Origin of the sequence: Pseudomonas rustica, assembly GCF_049959085.1 — a bacterium.
GTDB classification, from domain to species: Bacteria; Pseudomonadota; Gammaproteobacteria; order Pseudomonadales; family Pseudomonadaceae; genus Aquipseudomonas; species Aquipseudomonas rustica.
Map to the genome: position 1 here is coordinate 2,160,683 of NZ_CP188200.1, position 20,147 is coordinate 2,180,829.

Annotated in this window: 19 protein-coding genes; 15 read left to right on the forward strand and 4 right to left on the reverse strand. The window is 60.1% G+C overall.

Translation table 11 applies throughout. From position 1 onward, the window contains the following. Positions 1–22: 22 nt before the first annotated feature. Positions 23–1,078 carry a substrate-binding domain-containing protein gene (locus tag ACP3TY_RS10120; protein WP_212544549.1) on the forward strand — a complete coding sequence of 352 codons (1,056 nt, stop codon included), beginning with the start codon at positions 23–25 and terminating at the stop codon, positions 1,076–1,078. A gap of 148 nt (positions 1,079–1,226) precedes the next feature. Here ACP3TY_RS10120 and ACP3TY_RS10125 read toward each other — a convergent pair whose 3' ends face one another. Then, entirely contained in the window at positions 1,227–2,174 is a 948-nt protein-coding gene (locus ACP3TY_RS10125; RefSeq protein WP_053119573.1) for a SphA family protein, read from the reverse strand. Positions 2,175–2,384: 210 nt separating this feature from the next. Here ACP3TY_RS10125 and ACP3TY_RS10130 point away from each other — a divergent pair, with 210 nt between their 5' ends. The 11 genes from ACP3TY_RS10130 (at position 2,385) to ACP3TY_RS10180 (ending at position 13,086) form a co-directional block, all read left to right on the forward strand. Further along, positions 2,385–3,425 (forward strand): AraC family transcriptional regulator, encoded by a 1,041-nt coding sequence (locus tag ACP3TY_RS10130; RefSeq protein ID WP_426619873.1) that lies wholly within the window; start codon positions 2,385–2,387, stop codon positions 3,423–3,425. A gap of 142 nt (positions 3,426–3,567) precedes the next feature. Then, positions 3,568–4,455 (forward strand): Dyp-type peroxidase, encoded by an 888-nt coding sequence (locus ACP3TY_RS10135; RefSeq protein ID WP_426619874.1) that lies wholly within the window; start codon positions 3,568–3,570, stop codon positions 4,453–4,455. Between the two features lie 11 nt (positions 4,456–4,466). Further along, on the forward strand, positions 4,467–5,432 hold the full coding sequence (locus tag ACP3TY_RS10140) for a Gfo/Idh/MocA family protein (RefSeq protein ID WP_426619875.1): 966 nt from the start codon (positions 4,467–4,469) through the stop codon (positions 5,430–5,432). A 183-nt stretch (positions 5,433–5,615) separates the two neighbouring features. After that, positions 5,616–6,368 carry a GntR family transcriptional regulator gene (locus ACP3TY_RS10145; protein WP_426619876.1) on the forward strand — a complete coding sequence of 251 codons (753 nt, stop codon included), beginning with the start codon at positions 5,616–5,618 and terminating at the stop codon, positions 6,366–6,368. Next, on the forward strand, positions 6,365–8,095 hold the full coding sequence (locus tag ACP3TY_RS10150; RefSeq protein ID WP_426619877.1) for a fumarate reductase/succinate dehydrogenase flavoprotein subunit: 1,731 nt from the start codon (positions 6,365–6,367) through the stop codon (positions 8,093–8,095). The genes ACP3TY_RS10145 and ACP3TY_RS10150 overlap by 4 nt, the downstream gene beginning before the upstream one ends. Positions 8,096–8,121: 26 nt before the next feature. Continuing rightward, entirely contained in the window at positions 8,122–8,367 is a 246-nt protein-coding gene (locus ACP3TY_RS10155; protein WP_003225615.1) for a 4Fe-4S dicluster domain-containing protein, read from the forward strand. Positions 8,368–8,598: 231 nt separating this feature from the next. After that, positions 8,599–10,002, forward strand: a complete 1,404-nt coding sequence (locus tag ACP3TY_RS10160; protein ID WP_426619878.1) for an ABC transporter substrate-binding protein — start codon at positions 8,599–8,601, stop codon at positions 10,000–10,002. 219 nt (positions 10,003–10,221) lie between these two features. Further along, positions 10,222–11,004: an ABC transporter permease gene (locus tag ACP3TY_RS10165; protein ID WP_282359134.1), complete on the forward strand. Its 783-nt coding sequence runs from the start codon at positions 10,222–10,224 to the stop codon at positions 11,002–11,004. Then, on the forward strand, positions 11,004–11,852 hold the full coding sequence (locus ACP3TY_RS10170; protein ID WP_159814803.1) for an ABC transporter ATP-binding protein: 849 nt from the start codon (positions 11,004–11,006) through the stop codon (positions 11,850–11,852). The genes ACP3TY_RS10165 and ACP3TY_RS10170 overlap by 1 nt, the downstream gene beginning before the upstream one ends. After that, positions 11,849–12,811 (forward strand): HEAT repeat domain-containing protein, encoded by a 963-nt coding sequence (locus ACP3TY_RS10175; RefSeq protein ID WP_426619879.1) that lies wholly within the window; start codon positions 11,849–11,851, stop codon positions 12,809–12,811. The genes ACP3TY_RS10170 and ACP3TY_RS10175 overlap by 4 nt, the downstream gene beginning before the upstream one ends. Beyond that, on the forward strand, positions 12,808–13,086 hold the full coding sequence (locus ACP3TY_RS10180; RefSeq protein WP_426619880.1) for a DUF971 domain-containing protein: 279 nt from the start codon (positions 12,808–12,810) through the stop codon (positions 13,084–13,086). Before ACP3TY_RS10175 ends, ACP3TY_RS10180 begins: the two co-directional genes overlap by 4 nt. A 126-nt stretch (positions 13,087–13,212) precedes the next feature. Here ACP3TY_RS10180 and ACP3TY_RS10185 read toward each other — a convergent pair whose 3' ends face one another. The 3 genes from ACP3TY_RS10185 to ACP3TY_RS10195 form a co-directional block, all read right to left on the reverse strand. Next, positions 13,213–14,871 carry a phosphoethanolamine transferase gene (locus ACP3TY_RS10185; RefSeq protein ID WP_426619881.1) on the reverse strand — a complete coding sequence of 553 codons (1,659 nt, stop codon included), beginning with the start codon at positions 14,869–14,871 and terminating at the stop codon, positions 13,213–13,215. Between the two features lie 222 nt (positions 14,872–15,093). Next, entirely contained in the window at positions 15,094–15,831 is a 738-nt protein-coding gene (locus ACP3TY_RS10190; protein ID WP_401238648.1) for a TorF family putative porin, read from the reverse strand. A 145-nt stretch (positions 15,832–15,976) separates the two neighbouring features. Then, positions 15,977–17,719, reverse strand: coding sequence for an amidohydrolase (locus ACP3TY_RS10195; RefSeq protein ID WP_426619882.1), 1,743 nt, complete (start codon positions 17,717–17,719; stop codon positions 15,977–15,979). Between the two features lie 103 nt (positions 17,720–17,822). Here ACP3TY_RS10195 and ACP3TY_RS10200 point away from each other — a divergent pair, with 103 nt between their 5' ends. The 3 genes from ACP3TY_RS10200 to imuA all read left to right on the forward strand — a co-directional run bounded on the left by ACP3TY_RS10200 (position 17,823) and on the right by imuA (position 20,143). Beyond that, on the forward strand, positions 17,823–18,740 hold the full coding sequence (locus ACP3TY_RS10200) for a LysR family transcriptional regulator (protein WP_053120915.1): 918 nt from the start codon (positions 17,823–17,825) through the stop codon (positions 18,738–18,740). A 168-nt stretch (positions 18,741–18,908) separates the two neighbouring features. Continuing rightward, positions 18,909–19,526, forward strand: a complete 618-nt coding sequence (gene lexA, locus ACP3TY_RS10205) for a transcriptional repressor LexA (protein WP_426619883.1) — start codon at positions 18,909–18,911, stop codon at positions 19,524–19,526. Beyond that, on the forward strand, positions 19,526–20,143 hold the full coding sequence (gene imuA, locus ACP3TY_RS10210) for a translesion DNA synthesis-associated protein ImuA (RefSeq protein ID WP_400749627.1): 618 nt from the start codon (positions 19,526–19,528) through the stop codon (positions 20,141–20,143). The genes lexA and imuA overlap by 1 nt, the downstream gene beginning before the upstream one ends. Positions 20,144–20,147 lie beyond the last annotated feature (4 nt).

Here is a 20,147-nt window from a genome sequence, read left to right on the forward strand (position 1 = left end):
TGCTTTTATTCAAGGATGTTGTATGCACGGTTCAATCAAACAGTTCGCGCGCCATTGCCTCACCGGCGCGGTGCTTTCGGTATTGGCGCTTAACGCGCAGGCCAAGGCATTGCCCGGCGCTCCGGCGCCGTTCGATAAGGGCCAGGTGCAGATTGCGCTGGTGGGTTATCTGTTTTCCGGGGATTTTCCCGAAGCGTATTTGCGTGGCGTAGAGAAACAGACCGAAGCGCTCGGCGCCAATCTGCGGGTGTTTGATGCGCGGCAGCAGGCGGCGAGTCAGGGCGAGATGATCGATCAGGCGGCTGACCTCGGTGTCGACGGCATCATCGTGCAACTCGGTCTGGCCGAAACTCTCAAAGGCCCGATCGACCGGGCGCTCGCCAAAGGCATCAAAGTCGTTGCCTTCGATGTTGATCTGAACACGCCGCAAGTCACCCAAGTTGAACAGGATCACCACGCACTGGCGCGTCTGGCACTCGATCAAGCGGTGAAGGACAACGGCACGCGCTTCGACGCTGGCTACGTGTACATCAGCGGTTTTACCCCGATGGAGCGACGTGACGAGATCTGGAGTCAGGTGAAAAAGGCCAATCCGGGGATCATCGAGAAAGCGCGTTTCGGCACGCTCAACCCGCCAATCGCCAACTCCGTCGCCGATCAGGCCAGCGCCGTGCTGCGCGCCAATCCCGACATCAGCGTGATCTTCGCGCCGTTCGACGAATTCGCCAAAGGCGCGAAAATCGCCGTCGACGAAGCCGGACTGGCGAGCAAAGTGAAAATCTACAGCGCCGACATCTCCACCGCCGATATCCAGATCATGAAAGAACCCAACAGCGCCTGGGCCGCGACGGCAGCGGTCAATCCACAAGTCGCCGGTGCGATCAGCGTGCGCAGTCTGGCGATGCTGATTGCCGGGGAAAACCCGGGGCAGCAAGTGCTGGTGCCACCGACCTTGATCACCCGTCAGCAGTTGCTGGATCTGGACGTGAAGAACGTGCGCGATCTGGCGCAGAAGCTGCCGGCGTTTGGCGATACGGCAGATGTGGCGCGGGCGGCTTGGATTCCGGTGGTGAATTAAGCCGCTTGTTTACGCAGTAGAAATGCTCGCATGAACACCGCAAGCCCGTAGGAGCCGAGCTTGCTCGCGAAGGCGTAGTGTCAGGCGACACCTCTAATACCTGACATGCCGCCTTCGCGAGCAAGCTCTGCTCCTACAGGTTTACGCGTCAGAAGGCGTAGGGGATGCTGACCTTGGCCCAGAGCATTTCGCCTTCCGGGCGATTTTCCACGTCGAATTCCTTGGCCCAGCGGATCTCCGCGCTGGCGTATTTGAGGAACGTCCAGTGCAGCGCCGGGCCGATGGCGAACACTTTGCCGCGCACGCCGTCGTCGACATCCTGCCCGGCGAATTGCACGGTGTGGCCGAACTGTTTGTCGTCGGTGGTTTGCTGGAGGAAGTAGCCGTTGATGCCGAGCATCAGGTCGTCGGTGAGCTTGTAGCTGGCCGAATAATCGAAGTGGAAGATCTGCCCGGACTTGTAGTCGGTGTCTTTGTTCTTCTCGTTGAAGCTGTAAGTGGTCTTCATCGACACCTCGGTTTTATCCGTCGGCAACCAGGTGAAGGAGAACAGCGGCTTGTAGGTGTAGAAATTGTTGCTGGTGTTGGCCAGCCGATCGACGCTGTATTCGCCGGTCGGCACGGTGATTTCCAGGGCCGCGCCGAGGGTCAGGTTTTTGCCCATATCCCACAAAATGATCGGCGCAACGGTGGTGTCGCCCATGCCTTCGCGCGTGTCGCTGAGGCCGAACACCGAGACTTCCTGTTTCAACCACGGCTGTGCGATGTAGCCGGCCAGACGCCCGCCGAACACGCGCACCGGGCTCAGGTAGTCGAGGCGCGGTATCACTGCCGTGGATTCAATTTCGACATTCGGCACTTTGCCGCCCAGCGAACTGATGTTGAGTTTGGTCGACTTGTAATGGTTGTAGTAGACGTTGAACGCGACCATGTTCTCCGGAAGGCTGTCGACGTCCAGCGGCAGCATGAAGAAACCGTCGGTGCCGGGGCCGATGTTGTCGACGCCGGCTTCGGTGGCCAGCGCCGGTACAGTCGCGGCGCAGCCCAGCAAGGAAAGGGCCAGGCGCAAGGGGAATGTCGCGCGGTTCGGGTGCATATCCGTCCTCATTATTATTGTGTTGTGACGCAACGCCGGTGCGCAGCACGCCCGGCACTATAGAAATAAGCCGTTGGCGCCTGTCAGGGCAGGGTATTGGCGGACACTGAGGGGGACTTCTGCGGACAGTCCGTCAAGCCTGTGCTAACTTCCTTCGACATAACCGGTTACAAAAATAACAATCAAGCGTGATCCGGAAAGTCAGCCCCCATGAATGTAAAAGTCCAAGACCCCACTTTCGAACTGGCGCTGGTGTCGCCGTTCCTCCTGCAAACCCTCGCCGAAGTCGCGCAGAACAAGGGCGTCGAGCCCGAGAGCCTGTGCCGTGGCCTGGGTTTTACCCTTGAAGACCTGCAGGATCCGGCGCAGCGGATTTCCTATCGCCAGGCCGTGGCGATGATTCAGCGCGCGCTCAAAGTGCTGCCCAATCAGGGCCTCGGCTTATGGGTGGGGGCACAGAATGTGCTGGGCACGTTGGGCTTGCTCGGGCATGTGTTGTCGCTGTGCAAGACGTTGCGCGATGCGTTTGCCTTGGGCATTCGTCATCAGCACACGTCGGGCGGGATTGTGGTGTCGAGTGTCGATGTGGTTGGCGATCAGGTGCACCTTGATGCTGATTGTCGGTTGCCGTTCGCCGAAGTGCAGGTGTTCGCGGTCGAGGAGTTTTTCGCCAGTTTGCTGGTGTACGGCCGGGCGCTAGCCGGGGCTGAGTTTGCGCCGATTGCGGTGGAGTTTGTGCATGCCGCGCCGGATTACCTCAGCGAATATCACCGACTGCTCGGGCCGAATGTGCGCTTCGGTTGCCTGCACAATCGCATGTTGATCGATGTACGCTGGCTCGATGTGAACCTGCCCAATCACCATTCATTGGCGCTGCGTCAGGCAGTGAAACTGCTGGAGCTGGAAGCGGCGCAGGTGCATCAGAAGCTTGATCTGATTCAGGCGGTGGAGCGGGCGATTGCGCGGGATTTGAGCAGCGGCAGTCATATCGAAAAGATTGCCGGTGATTTGAACATGAGCAGCCGCACATTGCGCCGACGGTTGACCGAGCATGCGCTGACATTTGAGGCGCTGCTGGAGCAAGTCCGGCAGGCGCGGACGATGAGTCTGCTGGCGAACCCGGACATGCCGATAGAGCGGATTACCGAAGAGGTCGGATACAGCGATGTGCGCAGTTTTCGCCGGGCGTTCAAGCGCTGGACGGGGATGAGCCCGAGTGCGTGGCGCCAGGAAAGCGTTACAGCTGTTTAAAAGATCAAAAGATCGCAGCCTTCGGCAGCTCCTACCCTGATCCCTGTAGGAGCTGCCGAAGGCTGCGATCTTTTGATCTTGCTTCAACCCCACAAACTGTCTGGCTACAGGTAAACTCCGCGCACTTTTTCGAGGAGTTCACATGAGTTACTACCAGCCGGGCATTCTCGCCACCCCCGTTCCTGCGCAAGCACGTCACCTGTTTTTCGCGCTTCAGTCAGTTGAAGCGCTGCCACAGGCGATCGACAACCTGATGAATCTGGTGGACGGCAAGTCGGCGGTGGTCGGTTTCGGTGAATCCCTGGTCAAGGCCCTCAACGTCCAGATTGACGGCCTGCGCAGCTTCCCGGCGATGTCCGGCGTCGGCGTGGAAAACCCGTCGACCCAACACGCGCTGTGGGTCTGGCTGCACGGCGTCGACCGTGGTGAATTGCTCAACCGCTGCAACGCCGTCGAAGCCGCGCTGGCCCCGGCCCTGCGCCTGGTTGAGATGCAGGAAGCCTTCCGCCACAAGGACGGCCACGACCTCACCGGCTACGAAGACGGCACTGAAAACCCGCACGACGAAGCCGCTATCGCCGCTGCCCTGCAAAGCGCCGGCACTGACGGCATGGTCGGTGGCAGCTTCGCCGCAATCCAGCAGTGGCAGCACGATCTCAAGGGTTTCCACAAACTCTCGGCCGATGACAAAGACAACATCATGGGCCGTCGTCTCAGCGACAACGAAGAGATCGACGACGCGCCAGTCTCCGCCCACGTCAAACGCACCGCGCAGGAAAGCTTCGCGCCGGAAGCGTTCGTCGTGCGGCGTTCGATGCCGTGGATTGAAGGCGATCGTGCGGGCCTGATGTTCCTCGCGTTCGGCTTCTCGCTGGATGCCTTCGAAGCACAACTGCGACGCATGAGCGGTCTGGAAGATGGCATCACCGATGGTCTGTATCGCATTAGCCGGCCGATCACTGGCGGCTACTACTGGTGCCCGCCGTTGAAGGATGGTCACCTCGATCTGCGCGCCTTGCGCATCGGCTAAAGGAGTAAAAAATGAACGTGGTGCGTTGGGGCATGATCGGGTGCGGCAGCGTCGCTGAACGCAAGAGCGGGCCGGCCTTCTACAAGGCGCCCGGTTCTGCGCTGGTGGCGGTGATGGGCCGACGCCTTGAAGCGGTGACTGACTACGCTGCGCGCCACGGCATCGCGCGGGTCTACACCGACGTCGATGCGCTGATCAACGATCCCGAGGTCGACGCGGTGTACATCGCCACGCCACCCGACAGCCACCATGCCTACAGCCTGAAAGTCGCTGCCGCCGGCAAACATTGCTGCGTGGAAAAACCCATGGCGCTGAACGCCGGGCAAAGCCGCGAGATGCAGCAGGCGTTTGCCGACGCTGGTTTGCACCTGTTCGTTTCCTACTACCGTCGTTCATTGCCGCGCTTTGCGCAGGTGCGGCAGTGGCTGGAGGAGGGGCGCATCGGTGAGGTTCGGCATCTGAGCTGGACGCTGACCAAAGCGCCGTCGCCGGTTGATCTCGATGGCCGCGACAACTGGCGCACCGATCCTGCGGTGGCCGGTGGCGGTTATTTTGCCGATCTGGCCAGCCACGGTTTTGACCTGTTCCAGTATCTGCTCGGCGATATCGTTGAAGTGGCCGGATTCACGGCGCGGCAGGCGGGTTTTTATGCGGCGGAAGATGCCGTCAGCGCCAGTTGGCGATTCGCCTCCGGGGCGTTGGGCATGGGCTGCTGGAGCTTTGTCGCGGATCGGCGCGAGGACCGCGTCGAGATCATCGGCAGCCTGGGGCGGATCAGTTTTTCGGTGTTTGATGAACATCCCGTGCAGTTGCATGCGGATGAAGTCGTCAGCCTGGAAATCCCGCATCACGAACACATCCAGTGGCATCACGTGCTGGGTATGAATGCGCATATTCGGGGTGATTCACAACACCCTGCAGTCGCCGAGCAAGCGCTCAAGACTGACTGGGTCATGGATCAGATCCTCAAACGTTAAGATCAAAAGATCGCAGCCTTCGGCAGCTCCTACAGGGGATCGCGGTCTCATGTAGGAGCTGCCGAAGGCTGCGATCTTTTGATTTCCAACACCGAATCTAAGGTTATGCCCAAACAATATTTCTAACCTTGTCATAACAACTCTAAGATCACGTCATAACTCGTTATAACAAGTGATCCCGTGATGACCGATAACGTTCTCTCCCTCAGTAGCGTTCCTCTGCACACCCAATTACGCGACGTCCTCCGTGCGCGCATTCTCGACGGCGAATACCTGCAAGACAGCCAGATGCCCTCCGAAAGCGAACTCGGCGCGCTGTTCAAAGTCAGCCGCATCACCGTGCGCCAGGCCTTGGGCGATCTGCAAAAAGAAGGGCTGATCTTCAAGATCCACGGCAAAGGCACCTTCGTCGCCAAGCCGAAAACCTTTCAAAACGTCAGCAGCCTGCAAGGCCTCGCCGAGTCCATGACCGGGCGTGGTTACGAGGTGATCAACCGCCTGCGCAGCTTCAAATTCATCCCGGCCGACAAGCGCGTGGCCGAGCGTTTGCAGGTCGCCGAAGGCGAGATCGTCGCGCAGATCAAACGTGTGCGCCTGATCAACCGTGAGCCGATCTCGCTGGAAATCACCTACTTGCCCAAAGCCATCGGCGAGCGGTTGGAGAAGGCCGATCTGGTCACCCGCGACATCTTCCTGATCCTCGAAAACGACTGCGGCATCGCCCTCGGCCACGCCGATCTGGCCATCGACGCGGTGCTGGCTGACAGCGACCTGACCCAGGCGCTGAACGTCGAAGCCGGTTCGCCAATCATGCGCATCGAACGTCTGACCCATGACGCACAAGGCCAGCCGCTGGACTTCGAAGACCTTTACTACCGTGGCGATGCATTCCAGTACCGCCTGCGGATCGACCGGCAAAAAGGGGAGCAGGCATGACCCGCAACGTTCTCGAGCAGGAATACGACATCGTCGTCATCGGCGGTGGCACAGCCGGCCCGATGGCCGCGATCAAAGCCAAGGAAAAGAACCGCGACTTGCGCGTGTTGCTGGTCGACAAGGCCAACGTCAAACGCAGCGGCGCGATCAGCATGGGCATGGACGGCCTGAACAACGCGATCATCCCCGGCCACTCGACGCCGGAGCAGTACACCAAGGAAATCACCATCGCCAACGACGGCATCGTCAACCAGGCCGCCGTTTACGCCTATGCGACGCACAGCTTCGAAACCATCGAACAGTTGGATCGCTGGGGTGTGAAGTTCGAGAAGGACGAAACCGGCGATTACGCAGTGAAGAAAGTCCACCACATGGGCGCCTACGTGCTGCCGATGCCGGAAGGGCACGACATCAAAAAAGTCCTCTATCGCCAGTTGAAACGTGCACGAGTGAGCATCACCAATCGCCTCGTCTGCACGCGGTTGCTGACCGACGACGAGGGCACCGTCAACGGGGTGATGGGCTTCGACTGCCGCACCGCCGATTTCCATGTGATCAAAGCCAAAGCGGTAATCCTCGCCTGCGGCGCCGCCGGACGACTCGGCCTGCCATCGTCGGGCTACCTGATGGGCACCTACGAAAACCCGACCAATGCCGGCGACGGCTACGCGATGGCCTATCACGCCGGCGCCGAACTGGCCAACCTCGAGTGCTTTCAGATCAACCCGCTGATCAAAGATTACAACGGCCCGGCCTGCGCTTACGTCACCGGCCCGCTGGGCGGCTACACCGCGAACAACAAGGGCGAACGCTTCATCGAGTGCGACTACTGGAGCGGGCAGATGATGTGGGAATTCCACCAGGAACTGGAGAGCGGCAACGGCCCGGTGTTCCTCAAACTCGATCACCTGGCCGAAGAAACCATCCAGAACATCGAGGAAATTCTGCACAGCAACGAGCGCCCGAGTCGCGGCCAGTTCCACGCCAATCGCGGCACCGACTACCGCACGCAAATGGTTGAAATGCACATCTCCGAAATCGGTTTTTGCAGCGGCCACTCGGCGTCCGGTGTATGGGTCAACGAGCGTGCCGAGACCTCGGTGAAAGGTTTGTATTCGGCGGGTGACATGGCTGCCGTGCCGCATAACTACATGCTTGGCGCCTTCACCTACGGCTGGTTTGCCGGGCACAACGCCGCCGATTTTGTCGCCGGTCGCGAGTTTTCTGCGCTGGATGCCGAGCAGATTGAAAAGGAAAAAGCCCGGGTCTACGCACCGCTGGATCGCGAACACGGTCTGCCGCCGGCGCAGGTCGAGTACAAGCTGCGGCGCTTCGTCAACGATTACCTGCAACCGCCGAAAGTGACCAAGAAAATGCAGATCGGCCTGCAACGCTTCAGCGACATCGAACGCGATCTTGAGCAGATGAAAGCCAACAACGCCCACGAACTGATGCGCGCCATGGAAACCAGCGTGATTCGCGACTGCGCCGAAATGGCTGCGCGCGCCTCGTTGTTCCGTGCGGAAAGTCGTTGGGGTCTTTATCACTATCGTGTCGATCACCCGCAGCGCAACGACAGCGAGTGGTTCTGCCATTGCCACTTGAAGAAGGGCGATGACGGTCAGATGACCAGTTTCAAGAAAGCCGTCGAGCCTTACATCATCCCGCTCGATGCCGAGGAAATGCAGGCCTACGACCGTTTGCGGGTCGGCGCCTTTGCCGCTTGATGCACACCTGAAAGAGAGTCCGAACCATGGCCTATCAAGCTCAAGAAATCTTCTTCCGCTCCAACGCCCCCGTCACCGTCGATGAGGACAAATGCATCGCCGAAAAGGGCTGCACCGTGTGTGTCGATGTCTGCCCGATGGACTTGCTGGCGATTAATCCGGCGACGCAGAAGGCCTACATGGCGTTCGATGAATGCTGGTACTGCATGCCGTGCGAGAAGGATTGCCCGACAGGTGCCGTCAAAGTCGACATCCCCTATCTCCTGCGTTGAACAACAATCCACTGTGGGAGCGAGCCTGCTCGCGAAGGCGGCGTGCCAGTCACCATCATTTTTGAATGAAAAATCGCATTCGCGAGCAGGCTCGCTCCCACAGTGGAATCGAGACAACCCAAAGCCATCCGGCAAACCCCGGACGCTGAATTGAAAAACACCCCTCGTTTCCCACCGCGCCCTGATCGCGGCGGAGACGAACTCAAATAAATGATTCGAGGGGAAACAACCATGTTGCGTGCAGCAATCGCCGGTCTGGTACTGGCTTCGTTCACCGTGTCGGCCTCGGCTGAAACCATCCGCATCGCCATCGGCACCCAGGACACCACCATCAACTGCGCCGCCGGCGGGTTGTTGATTCGTGAACTCGGGTTGCTCGACAAATACCTGCCCCACGACGGCGCCTACAAAGACGCCAAGTACGATGTGCAGTGGAAAAACTTCACCAGCGGCGCACCGCTGACCAATGAGATGGTCGCCGGCAAGCTCGACTTCGGCGCCATGGCCGATTTCCCTGGTGCGTTCAACGGCGTGGCGTTTGAAACCGCCGGCAAGCACAGCCTGTTTATCAGCGTGTTGTCGGGCAGCATCAAGGGCAGCGGCAACGGCATTGTCGTGCCGAGCGCATCGGGTGTGCAGTCGCTGAGCGAACTCAAAGGCAAGACCATTTCCGTGCCGTTCGCTTCCACTGCGCACGGCATGTTGCTGCGTGCCGTGGCGGCGCAGGGCTGGGATCCACTGAAAGATGTAAACATCATCGCCCAGCCGCCAGAAGTCGCCGGCTCCGCGTTGCAGGCCGGCAAGATCGACGCTCACGCCGATTTTGTGCCGTTCGCCGAACTGTTCCCGAGCCGTGGTTTCGCGCGCAAGATTTACGACGGCGCCCAGGCCAATGCGCCGACGTTCCATGGTGCGCTGGTGGATCAGGCGTATGCGAAGAAGTACCCGGAAGTCGTCGTCGCTTACCTGCGGGCGAGCATCGAGGCCAATCAGTTGCTCGCCGCTGAGCCTGAGAAGTACAGCGAGCTGATCGCCAAAGTCACCGGTGTCGATGCTGAGGTGAATTATCTGTTCCACGGCCCGCTCGGTGTACAGACCCGCGACCTGAGCTGGAAGCCGGAATATCGTCAGGCGGTGGGTACTGCGATCGACACGTTGAAGCTGCTGAAGAAAGCTGATCGCGGGCTCGATCTGAACAACTTCATTGACGATCAATACATTCGTGCGGCGTTCAAGGCGTCGGGTCTGGATTACACGGCGCAGTTGGCGGATTACGCGCAGACGCCGTTGAAGAGCACGGATGCGGTAACGGGAAAAGCAATCACTGACGTTAGCCATGTCGCAGAAATCTGGGTGCGCGGTGAGGGCAAGGTGCGCCAATACGCCTCGGCGGAAGAGGCGTTTACTGCGCTGGCGGCGTTGAAGCAAGAAGGTAAAAACGTTCGGGCGGTGTATGCGCAGGCCAGTGATAGCGGGATCAAGTTGTTGGCTGAGCAGGCGTGGTTTGCCAGTGATGCCAAGGGGCGGTTGAGTGCGTTTTTGCTTAAGGGCCAGGCTCAGCAATATGCCTCGGCGCAGGGCGGCAAGGTCTTCGATTTCACCGATGCCACCACCCAAGCCGTTGCCTCGCGTTGATGAAGATCAAGAGCCCCTCACCCTAGCCCTCTCCCGGAGGGAGAGGGGACTGATCGAGGTGTTTGGGCGAAGTACGCCGACTTGAAATACCGAGCCGGGCTCGGGTTTTGAACAGCTTGAAGATCGGCTCCCTTTCCCCCTCGCCCCCCTGGGGGAGAGGGCTGGGGTGAGGGGGTAAATATCAGCCACACCACAGCTCCACAACCGGAAACCCGATCCATGAAATCACCCACCCTACGCTGGACATCCAGAGCCGCATCACTGCTGCTCTGCCTGCTGTTCTGGCAACTCGCCGCCAGCCACCACTGGAACCTCGGCCTCGTCACCTTCGCCAACGTGCCGACACCCATCGCGGTGATCGAAGCCGCGCTGGGCCTCGGCGACTCCGGCAAGCTCCTGCAACACCTGACCGCCAGCCTCAGCCGCGTCTTCGCCGGCTACCTCGCGGCACTGGTGATCGGCATCGCCCTGGGCCTCGCCATCGGCCGTTCAAAATGGGCCGAAGACCTGCTGCTGCCACCGCTGGAAGTCCTGCGCCCAATCCCCGCCGTCGCGTGGATTCCGCTGGCGATTCTGATGTTCCCGTCCTCCGAATTGTCGATGGTCTTCATCACCTTCACCGGCGCGTTGTTCCCGATCCTGCTCAACACCGTGCACGGCGTCGAAGGCGTCGACCCACGCCTGATCGCCTCAGCGAAAAGCCTCGGGGCAGGGCGCCGCGCGATCCTGCTGGAAGTGATCCTGCCCGGCGCTGCGCCAAGCATCATCACCGGTTTGGCGATCGGCATGGGCACTTCATGGTTCTGCCTCGTCACGGCGGAAATGATCTCCGGCCAGTTCGGCATCGGCTATTACACCTGGGAGTCCTACACCATTCAGAACTACGCCGACATCGTCGTCGGCATGCTCTTGATCGGGGTGTTGGGCATGGGCAGCAGTCTGCTGATCAAACGTCTGGGCGGGTTGTTCACGCCTTGGCATCGACCGCGAGGAAAAGCCTGATGAGCGTCATGCAAACCCCAGAAGGGCGGATCGACATTCGCCAATTGTCCATCGTCCTCGGCGAAGGTCGCGAAGCCTTTGAAGCGGTGCAAGGCCTCGATTGCCAGATCGAGCCCGGCCAGTTCGTGTGCATTCTCGGCCCGTCCGGTTGCGGCAAATCGACGTTGCTTGGCGCTTTGGCCGGGCATTTGAGCGCTCACGCCGGCAGCCTGAAAGTTGATGGCGGCGAAGTGTCTGGCCCATCACCGCAGCGCGGCATGGTGTTCCAGCATCACACGCTGTTCCCGTGGCGCACGGTGCGCGACAACGTCGCTTTCGGCCTGAAGATGCGCGGCATCGGCAAAGCTGAACGGCATCGCGCCGCCGACGACATTCTCAAACTGGTCGGCCTCGAAGGCTTCGCCGAACGCTGGCCCGACCAGCTCTCTGGCGGCATGCAGCAACGCGTGGAAATCGCCCGGGTGCTGGTCAATCGCCCGCGCCTGTTGCTGATGGACGAGCCGTTCGGCGCGCTGGATGCGCTGACCCGGTTGAACATGCAAGAGCTGCTGCTGGACATCTGGACACGCATCCGCACCACCGTGGTGTTCGTCACCCACGACATCGACGAGGCGCTATTTCTTGCCGACCGCTTGCTGGTGATGAGCGCGCGGCCGGGGCGCATCATCGAAGATCTGCGCCTCGACTTCGCCCGACCACGCACCAGCGAGCTGGTCACCAGCCCTGAATTCTCGCGCCTCAAACGCCACTGCCTCGACCTGCTGCGCCACGACGACGACCGACCGCTGCCGCGCCTCAACCCGCTCGGTCTGCCTCCCGAAAACCCTTTGCCGCGATTTGCCCTATGACCTCTATTTTTGCTGTGACCGATAACGATGACATCCTCGCCCTGCAACCGCGTCTGACCGCTGAAGACGCTGGCGTGCGGCGCATTGCCCTGATTGATCTGGCCGATCTTGAAGAGCCGGATGGCCTGCTCTGGCTGGTGGATCGCTTGGGCCAGGACCCCGCCGAAGAAGTCCGCGCTGAAGCCGCGCGATTGCTGGAGGCCTGGGAAGATGAAGACGTCGTGCAAGCCTTGTGCGAGGCGTTGACTGATCCCGCGCCCTCGGTGCAATCCGCTGCCGCGCAGAGTTTGAGCCTGCTCAAAACCGAAGCGGCGGGACGGGTGATTCTGCCGTGGACTGATCACGCTGATGTCAGCGTTCGTATTGCGGCGTTCCGTGCATTGCGTGAACTGCGATTCGCCGATGCCGCACCCGCTGCGCTCTCGGCGCTGAACGATGCTGATGCCAGCGTTCGCCGTGAAGCGGTGGGCGTACTCGGCTGGCTCAAGCAACTCGACGCGTTACCGGCATTAGCAAGACTGGCCAGTGACGATCCCGACACCGAAGTTCGCCGCGCCGCCACGGGTGCATTGGGCCTCGCCTCCAGCGCTGAAGTCCTGCCAGCCCTGCGCCAGGCCTTGCAAGACAACGCCTGGCAAGTGCGCGAAGAAGCCGCGACCACGTTGGGCAAAGTCGGCCACATTGACGCGGGCTCAGCACTGGTTGACGCCTTGAGCGATGACTATTGGCAGGTACGTTTGCGTGCCACGCGCAGCCTCGGTCGCCTGCGTTTCGCTCCGGCGCTGGACGCATTGATCGAAACCCTCGGCCATCGCATCAGCAACCTGCGCAAAGAAGCCGCACTGGCCTTGGGTGAACTGAATGATCGCGGCGCCGTCGCCGCGTTGCAGGCCGCGCAGGATGACGGCGACCCGGAAGTGCGCAAAGCCGTGCGCATTGCCCTGAGTCAGCTGCAATGAACCCGGTGTCCGTCGGTAATTCACAAAGTGAACGAACGCTGCGCCTGAACTGGCCGGACGGCCGCGAACAGCAACTCAACCACGCCGAACTGCGCCGCCAGTGCCCCTGCTCGCAATGCCGCGCGTTTCGCCTGAAAGGCATGGTGCCGCTGGTCGATGAGCGCATTCGCCTGATCGAACTCAACCCCCAAGGCTACGGCGTGCAACTGATCTTCAGCGATGGCCACCAACGCGGCATCTACCCGTGGGCCTATCTGGCAAACCTCATCCCTTAGGCTCACCACATCCCCCTTGTAGGAGCAGAGCTTGCTCGCGAAGGCGCCAGTTCAGCCACCACAGATATTGGCAAATACACCGCCTTCGCGAGCAAGCTCTGCTCCTACAAGAGATCGTGCTCAGGGTTATTGCGCGGCTGTCATTGAGGGCCGGCAGCCGTGGAAAATATCCAGCCCCGGTTGATACAGCGACGTCTTCACTTCAAACAACCCGAGCACCGAATGAAACAGGTTGTCGTGGCTCAAACCGGCTTCCCCGGTCTTGCCCTGCAGGCAACCGCGATCAATCCCTTCATTGGCCAGTGTGTGATCACCAAACCACATCACCATCGGCACATGCGTCTGCGCTTCCGGCGCCAATGCATACGGCGCCGCATGCAAATACAGCCCGTTCTCACCCAGTGATTCGCCATGATCGGACACATAAATCATCGACGTATCCAGCGTCGCTTGATTGCGTTTGAGCAAATCGATCACCTTGGCGAGGAAATGGTCGGTGTACAGAATCGTGTTGTCGTAGACATTCACCAGTTCATCGCGACTGCAACTGCCCAACTGATTGGTGTGGCAGATCGGTTTAAAGCGCTCCAGCGCTTGCGGATAGCGCTCGTAGTACTCCGGGCCGTGGCTGCCGTCGGCGTGCAGGACGATGATCGCGTGACCCTTGAGGCTGTCGATGTAGCTTTGCAGATCCTGCAGCAATGCTTCGTCGAGGCAGTTATTGCCGTCGCAGAACGGCCCCGGTTGATTCTTCGCGATGTCACGGTGCGGCACGCGCAGGCAGGTGCCTTTGCAGTCGCTGTTGTTGTCCAGCCACAACACCTGCACGCCAACCCGTTGAAGAATGTCGAGCAGGCCTTCGTAGGTTTTGCCTTTCTTGTCGCTGTAATCCTCACGCGGAAACATCGAAAACATGCATGGCACCGACACCGCCGTCGACGTGCCGCAGGAATGCACTTGAGTGAAGTTGAGGATGTCGAGTTTGCTCAGCTCGGGATTGGTCTCGCGTTCATAACCGTTCAACGAGAAATGATCGGCCCGGGCGGTTTCGCCGACCACAAACACCATCAGCGATTTTTTCTCGCGGCTGGCCGCTTTGGTGTTCATCACCGCGTCCTCACCGATGGCTTGCACCACGAAGTGCTTTTTGATGCCCAAGCGTTGCTTGGTGTATTTGCTGATCGCGTAGATGTAGTTGGTCGGGTTGATGAAGTGTGTGAGCTTGTCTTCTTCGCGAAAAATCGGCGCGTAAGTCGAATAGAACGTGCCCACCGATGCGGCGATTACCAGCACGCAACCGACGATCACCAGAACCTTGTTGAGCAACCCGCGAAAGAACGGTCGATAACTCACCGGCCAACGCCAGATCAATACCGCCGGCACAACGCCGAGCAGCAGCACATAGGTCAGCAATTTGCCGTTGAACAGCGCGGTGGCTTCGGCAGGGTTGGTTTCGAAGACGTTCTGGATCATCACCGTGTCGATGGTGATCCCGTATTCATTCATGAAATACGCGGCGCAGGCCGAGAGCAGGGCGACCACGGTGAGCGCCGGTTTCAGCGTCCAGCGGAACGACACCAACGTCAGCAGCAGGGTAATGGCGGCCCACAAAAACAGCCCGAAGGAGGCGAGAAACGCCAGTTTGTGCGCGCCTTGCAGGGTGATCAGCGTGCCCAGCGCCTTCCACGTCGCCAGGTTGTACAGCGCGACCAGTGCCAAGGAAAACAACAGCACCAGCCGGGTCGGAGTGATGGACGGTAAACGCAGTCCGTTGCCCAAAGCCATTCGTATTTTTCCTCTACTCAAATAGAAAACACACACGGTTGCGCGTGTAACTGTAGAAGAACAATAGTAAAAATTCCGTAAACATCCTGTAACAAGTCCCCAATACATCACCGCCCTTGTAGGAGCAGAGCTTGCTCGCGAAGGCGTCGTATCAGTCAGCAAAAATGTCGGCTGACATGACGCCTTCGCGAGCAAGCTTTGCTCCTACAGCGGATCGATTTGTCAGAAGGATTTACTGACGCTGGCGACGACGGTCGCGGTGCAGACGTCCTTGAAGCCCCAGTTACTCAGGCATTGGCTCTGTGAGAGGTCCGTGTCGATGTAACTCAGGCCCAACACCACGCCGGCGAGGTTGTGGGTGAGTTTCACCTCCCATTCGCGGTACGAGTCTTCAGCGCTGCCGGACGCCGAATACAAATGCGGATCCTTGAAATCCATATTGCCGTAGCGCAGCTTCAATCCCGAGTCGTACGGCAACTCAGTTTCATAACCGATGTAGGTGTACAGCGAGTTCTGCTTGCTATCGATCCCGGGCGCATCGTTGGAGTAATACGCCGCCAGTTTCACTCCGTACACGCCGAGAATCCCGTAGACCTCACCTTGGTTGAACTGGCTTTCCTTGGGGTAGGCGTACTTGATGTATCCGAGATCAAGGCTGACATCCTCGGTCGCCTGCCACAGCCAACCGGCGTAGTAATCGACTTCCTGACGGGTTTTCAGACCGCCGCCGAAATCGACGTTCGAACTCCACGCGCCGAGGTACAGACCGCTACTGTGGGCAAGGGTCAGACCGGCCTGCACGGCAGGGTCATTCTGGGTTTGCGAGATGCCACGGGTGCGGTAGTCGCTGGCTAAAGTGAGATCCACCAACACAGCAAAGTCATCGTTCAAAGGGATCGCTTGGCTGCTCAAGGGCAGCGCACTCAAGAAACTCAGGGCGAACAGGGGCAAGGCTTTCATGTGAAGTCCCGATGTTGTGATTATTGTTGGGCAGAAAGAGAAACCTGTAGGAGCTGCCGAAGGCTGCGATCTTTTGATCTTGATCCTTAAAAACAAGATCAAAAGATCGCAGCCTTCGGCAGCTCCTACAGGGGGATCGATGTTGTTATTGGGTGGCGGTGTAGACCTGACGGCCGCCGAACCAGGTCTGCAATACCTGGGTGTCATGCAGGGCTTTGTTGTCGACGCTGAACACGTCGCGATCGAGGACGATAAAGTCCGCTTGCTTGCCCGGCGTCAGCGAGCCGATCTGTTTCTCCAGGCCAATCGTGCGCGCCGCATTGACGGTGTAGGCGTAGAACATGGTGTCTCGATCCAGACGCTCATCAGCATTGAGCACGCCCAACGGGCCGACGCGGGTGATCGCCTGCGCCATGGCGTTGAACGGGTTCGGCGTCGACACCGGCCAGTCGCTCGCGCCGGCAATCGTCGCGCCCTGTTTCAGCAGCGAATGCGCCGGGTACTGATAGCGGAAGGCGAGGGCGCTGACGTAGGGCTTGATCATGTCGGTGGTGTAGTCGTCGGCGCTGGCCCACAGCAACTGCATCGAAGCGATGACGTTGAGCGGTTTGAAACGGGCGAACTCTTTCGGGTTGACCATTTGCAGGTGAGTGATCGAGTGAGTTACGCCGCTCTGGCGATCCTTGCGTGCCTGGGCGATGCCGTTCAGCGATTCACGCACCGCGCGGTCGCCAATCGCGTGGATGTGCACCAGCCAGCCACGTTGGTCGATGGCGCTGACCAGTTCGCCGAAGTGCTGCGGATCGATCAGCAGTTCGCCCTGTTTGTGCGAGTTGCTGTACGGGTCGATCATCGCCGCGCTTTGCGCCGGGAATTCGATCACGCCATCGGCGAAGATCTTGATGCCGGGCAGGGTCAGGTTAGGAATGCCCTGAAATTGCTGGCGCACCTTGTCCAGCGTATCGAGATCGGCGGGCACGCTTTTCGGATTGGCCACCAGCAGCGCCGCGACGTGCACGCTCATGTCGCCGCTTTCCGACAACGCTTTATAAGCCGGCAGCACGCCGACGGTTTTTTCGGTGGGTTTGAGCGCGAACACCGCTTCGCCCGGTGCGGCGTTGGCGGCCGGATCCATCCACGCGGTGATGCCGAGGCTGTTGTTGTAGCGCACCGCTGATTTCGCGGCCTTCAACATGTCGGCGGGGCTTGGCACCGGCATTTTCGAGGCGACCCGATCCCAACCGGCATCGACCACAAAACCGTTCGGCTCGCCGCTGGCCAATTTGCCGATGGTGTCTTTTTCCGCGTCGGGCAGGGTTTTCAGCAGGGCCGCGTCAATCCCGGCACGCTTGAGCATCACATTGTTGGCCCACGCCGTGTGGTGGTCGCTGCCGATAAACACCACCGGCACATCGGCCCATTCGCCGCTGTTGAAGGTTTTGCCCAAGGCCTCTGCCTGCGCCCAATACACCGAACTCATGCCGGCAATGCTCAGCACGTCGCCGTGTTTCGCCTTGCCGTCTGCACGCCAGTCGCGCAGACGCTTTTGCAGTTCGTCGAGCTCAACGACTTCGTCTTCCATGTTCGCCGAAGTCATTTCCAATCCACCGAAAATTGCGTGGGAATGGCTGTCGATCAGCCCGGGCATCAACGCTTTGCCCTTGAGGTCGATGACTTGAGTGCCGGGTTCGATCAGGGCTTTGATCTGCGCGTCGGTGCCGACTTTCAACACTTTGCCGTTTTCCACGGCGAGGGCCTGAACCTTGGGTTGCGCACGGTCGGCGGTGAAAATCTTGCCATTGAGCAGGATCAGATCAGGGGCGGCCATGGCTTCCATCGAGGCAAAACTTACAGCGGCTACCAACAGACTCGGGATGAATCTTTTCATTGAAGATTTCCTTGTTATTGCGTCTGATGGCGAGATTAGTGGCTGTTAGGGGCTGACAGAACGCCTCCCTCACGAAAAACGTTTTTGCCTGAATGGAAAAAGCATGGACAAGTTGGGCGCATTAAAGATGTTCGTGGTCACCGCGCAGCTCGGCAGTTTCAGCCGCGCCGCCGAGCAGTTGGGCAAGACCCCGTCGGCGCTGACCAAAGCGGTCAATCATCTGGAGTCGGAGCTGGGCGCGAGGCTGTTCGAGCGCAGCACGCGGCGGATTCTGCTCACCGAAATCGGCCGCGTGTACCTGGAAACAGCGCGGCTGGTGTTGCAGCGCCTCGACGAGGCCAGCGAGGAGATCGAGCAATTGCAGCACGGTTTGCGCGGCAGCCTGAAAATCACTGCGCCGCTAGCCTATGGGCGGGCGTTTCTCGATCAGGTGTGTGACGGCTTTTTGCAGCAATACCCGCAAATCAGCCTGCAAGTGGATCTGTGCGATGCGTTCGTCAATCTGCTGGAAAGTGGTTATGACCTGGCGTTGCGCGAGGGGCACGATGATTTGCCGGGGCTGATTGCACGGGTGGTGGGCAGCAATCGTCTGGCGCTGTGCGGCAGCCCGGAATACTTGGCGCGCAAGGGTTTGCCGGTGAATCCACAGACCCTTGAACAACATGAATGGCTGCTTTATCAGCATCCGTTGCTGAGTCGCGAATTCTGGTGGGCCGAGCGCGATGGCCAGCGTTTGAGTCTGGCGCAACCCACGGCGCCGTTGTTGCGCAGTGACAATTACGATTTGTTGCTGGCCAGTGCGTTGGCCGGACGAGGATTGCTGCACACGCCGCTGTGGAGCGCTGCGCCGTACATTGCCGACGGACGACTGGTGCGGGTAATGGCTGATTACGAAATCGATCCCGACACCTTTGGCCCGCACATTCTGGCGGTGTACCCGAGCCATCGGCGGGCCACGGCCAAGGTCGTTGCTTTCATTGATTACATCGCCGAATTCCTAGCCGAACGCGGCTTAAGCTGACTCACTGCACTGATCGTTCCCACGCTCTGCGTGGGAATGCCTCTGGGGACGCTCTGCGTCCAGTGACGCGGAGCGTCACGGGCTGCATTCCCACGCGGAGCGTGGGAACGATCAACGTGGGGTGGGCCGACCTGCGGCGCTTGTCAGGAAAAAGCCAAAAGAGTACAAATGTACTCCATGACGAACCTCACTCCCCGCCGTACCGCCATCCTGACCTTTATCCGCGATCGAATCGCCGAACACGGTCAGCCCCCAAGCCTCGCTGAAATCAGCGAGGCTTTTGGTTTTGCCTCGCGCAGCGTGGCGCGTAAGCATGTGCTTGCGCTCACTGAAGCCGGTTTTATCGAGGTCAATCCCAATCAGGCCCGGGGCATTCGTTTGCTCGGTCAGCCGCCGCGCGCCGAACTGCTCGACATTCCTGTGCTCGGCCGCGTCGCTGCCGGTGCGCCAATCGGCGCCGATGCCGAGATCCATAGCCGTTTGATGCTCGACCCGGCGCTGTTCTCGCGCACACCCGATTACATGCTGCGGGTGCAGGGCGATTCGATGATCGAGGATGGCATTCTCGACGGTGATCTGGTTGGCGTGCGGCGTAATTCCGAAGCGCTCAACGGCCAGATCGTCGTGGCGCGGCTCGACGGTGAAGTCACCATCAAACGCTTCGAACGGGTTGGCGATGAAGTGCGCTTGTTGCCGCGCAACCCGGCCTATCGGCCGATTGTCGTGCGCGACGATCAGGATCTGGCCATCGAAGGGGTGTTCTGCGGTCTGGTGAGGCAAGGCTGATGGGTGCCGTCGTTGCGTTGGATACGCTGTTCAATGGCGGCCAGGTCTGGAAGGGCCGGCCTGCGCCACCGGCGGCCAGCCCGCAACCGACCGGACACGCCGCGCTGGACGCGGCACTGCCCAGCGGTGGCTGGCCGGAAGCGGCGCTGAGCGAAATCCTCCTGGCCGGCCCCGGTGTCGGCGAACTGCAACTGGTCTGGCCGACGCTGGCGCGATTGTCGGCGGCGGGTGAGCGCATCGTGCTGGTGGCGCCGCCGTTCGTGCCGTACCCGCAGGCGTGGGAAAGCGCCGGGGTTGATCTGCGCCAGTTGTCAGTGATTCAGGCCAGTGAGCGCGATGCCTTGTGGGCAGCCGAACAGTGTTTGCGTTCGGGCAGTTGTGGCGCGGTGCTGTGTTGGCCGCACAAGGCCGATGATCGTGCGTTGCGGCGTTTGCAGGTGGCGGCGGAAACCGGTCAGACCCTCGCATTCGCTTGGCGTCCATTGAGCGAAGCGGTCAACCCGTCACCGGCGGCGTTGCGCATCGCCATCGACGCGAAACCCGCACAATTGCGCGTGCTCAAGTGCCGTGGCGGCTTGGCGCGTACGACGCCGATTGCCTTTGCTGTGGGTCATTGAGGTC

Coding starts and splice junctions, on each gene's coding strand:
- ACP3TY_RS10125 (WP_053119573.1), bottom strand. CDS start 2,174: ATGCACCCGAACCGCGCGACATTCCCCTTGCGCCTGGCCCTTTCCTTG.
- ACP3TY_RS10180 (WP_426619880.1), top strand. CDS start 12,808: ATGAACCCGGTGTCCGTCGGTAATTCACAAAGTGAACGAACGCTGCGC.
- ACP3TY_RS10200 (WP_053120915.1), top strand. CDS start 17,823: ATGGACAAGTTGGGCGCATTAAAGATGTTCGTGGTCACCGCGCAGCTC.
- ACP3TY_RS10170 (WP_159814803.1), top strand. CDS start 11,004: ATGAGCGTCATGCAAACCCCAGAAGGGCGGATCGACATTCGCCAATTG.
- lexA (WP_426619883.1), top strand. CDS start 18,909: ATGTACTCCATGACGAACCTCACTCCCCGCCGTACCGCCATCCTGACC.
- ACP3TY_RS10175 (WP_426619879.1), top strand. CDS start 11,849: ATGACCTCTATTTTTGCTGTGACCGATAACGATGACATCCTCGCCCTG.
- ACP3TY_RS10195 (WP_426619882.1), bottom strand. CDS start 17,719: ATGAAAAGATTCATCCCGAGTCTGTTGGTAGCCGCTGTAAGTTTTGCC.
- imuA (WP_400749627.1), top strand. CDS start 19,526: ATGGGTGCCGTCGTTGCGTTGGATACGCTGTTCAATGGCGGCCAGGTC.
- ACP3TY_RS10135 (WP_426619874.1), top strand. CDS start 3,568: ATGAGTTACTACCAGCCGGGCATTCTCGCCACCCCCGTTCCTGCGCAA.
- ACP3TY_RS10120 (WP_212544549.1), top strand. CDS start 23: ATGCACGGTTCAATCAAACAGTTCGCGCGCCATTGCCTCACCGGCGCG.
- ACP3TY_RS10150 (WP_426619877.1), top strand. CDS start 6,365: ATGACCCGCAACGTTCTCGAGCAGGAATACGACATCGTCGTCATCGGC.
- ACP3TY_RS10130 (WP_426619873.1), top strand. CDS start 2,385: ATGAATGTAAAAGTCCAAGACCCCACTTTCGAACTGGCGCTGGTGTCG.
- ACP3TY_RS10140 (WP_426619875.1), top strand. CDS start 4,467: ATGAACGTGGTGCGTTGGGGCATGATCGGGTGCGGCAGCGTCGCTGAA.
- ACP3TY_RS10185 (WP_426619881.1), bottom strand. CDS start 14,871: ATGGCTTTGGGCAACGGACTGCGTTTACCGTCCATCACTCCGACCCGG.
- ACP3TY_RS10155 (WP_003225615.1), top strand. CDS start 8,122: ATGGCCTATCAAGCTCAAGAAATCTTCTTCCGCTCCAACGCCCCCGTC.
- ACP3TY_RS10165 (WP_282359134.1), top strand. CDS start 10,222: ATGAAATCACCCACCCTACGCTGGACATCCAGAGCCGCATCACTGCTG.
- ACP3TY_RS10190 (WP_401238648.1), bottom strand. CDS start 15,831: ATGAAAGCCTTGCCCCTGTTCGCCCTGAGTTTCTTGAGTGCGCTGCCC.
- ACP3TY_RS10145 (WP_426619876.1), top strand. CDS start 5,616: ATGACCGATAACGTTCTCTCCCTCAGTAGCGTTCCTCTGCACACCCAA.
- ACP3TY_RS10160 (WP_426619878.1), top strand. CDS start 8,599: ATGTTGCGTGCAGCAATCGCCGGTCTGGTACTGGCTTCGTTCACCGTG.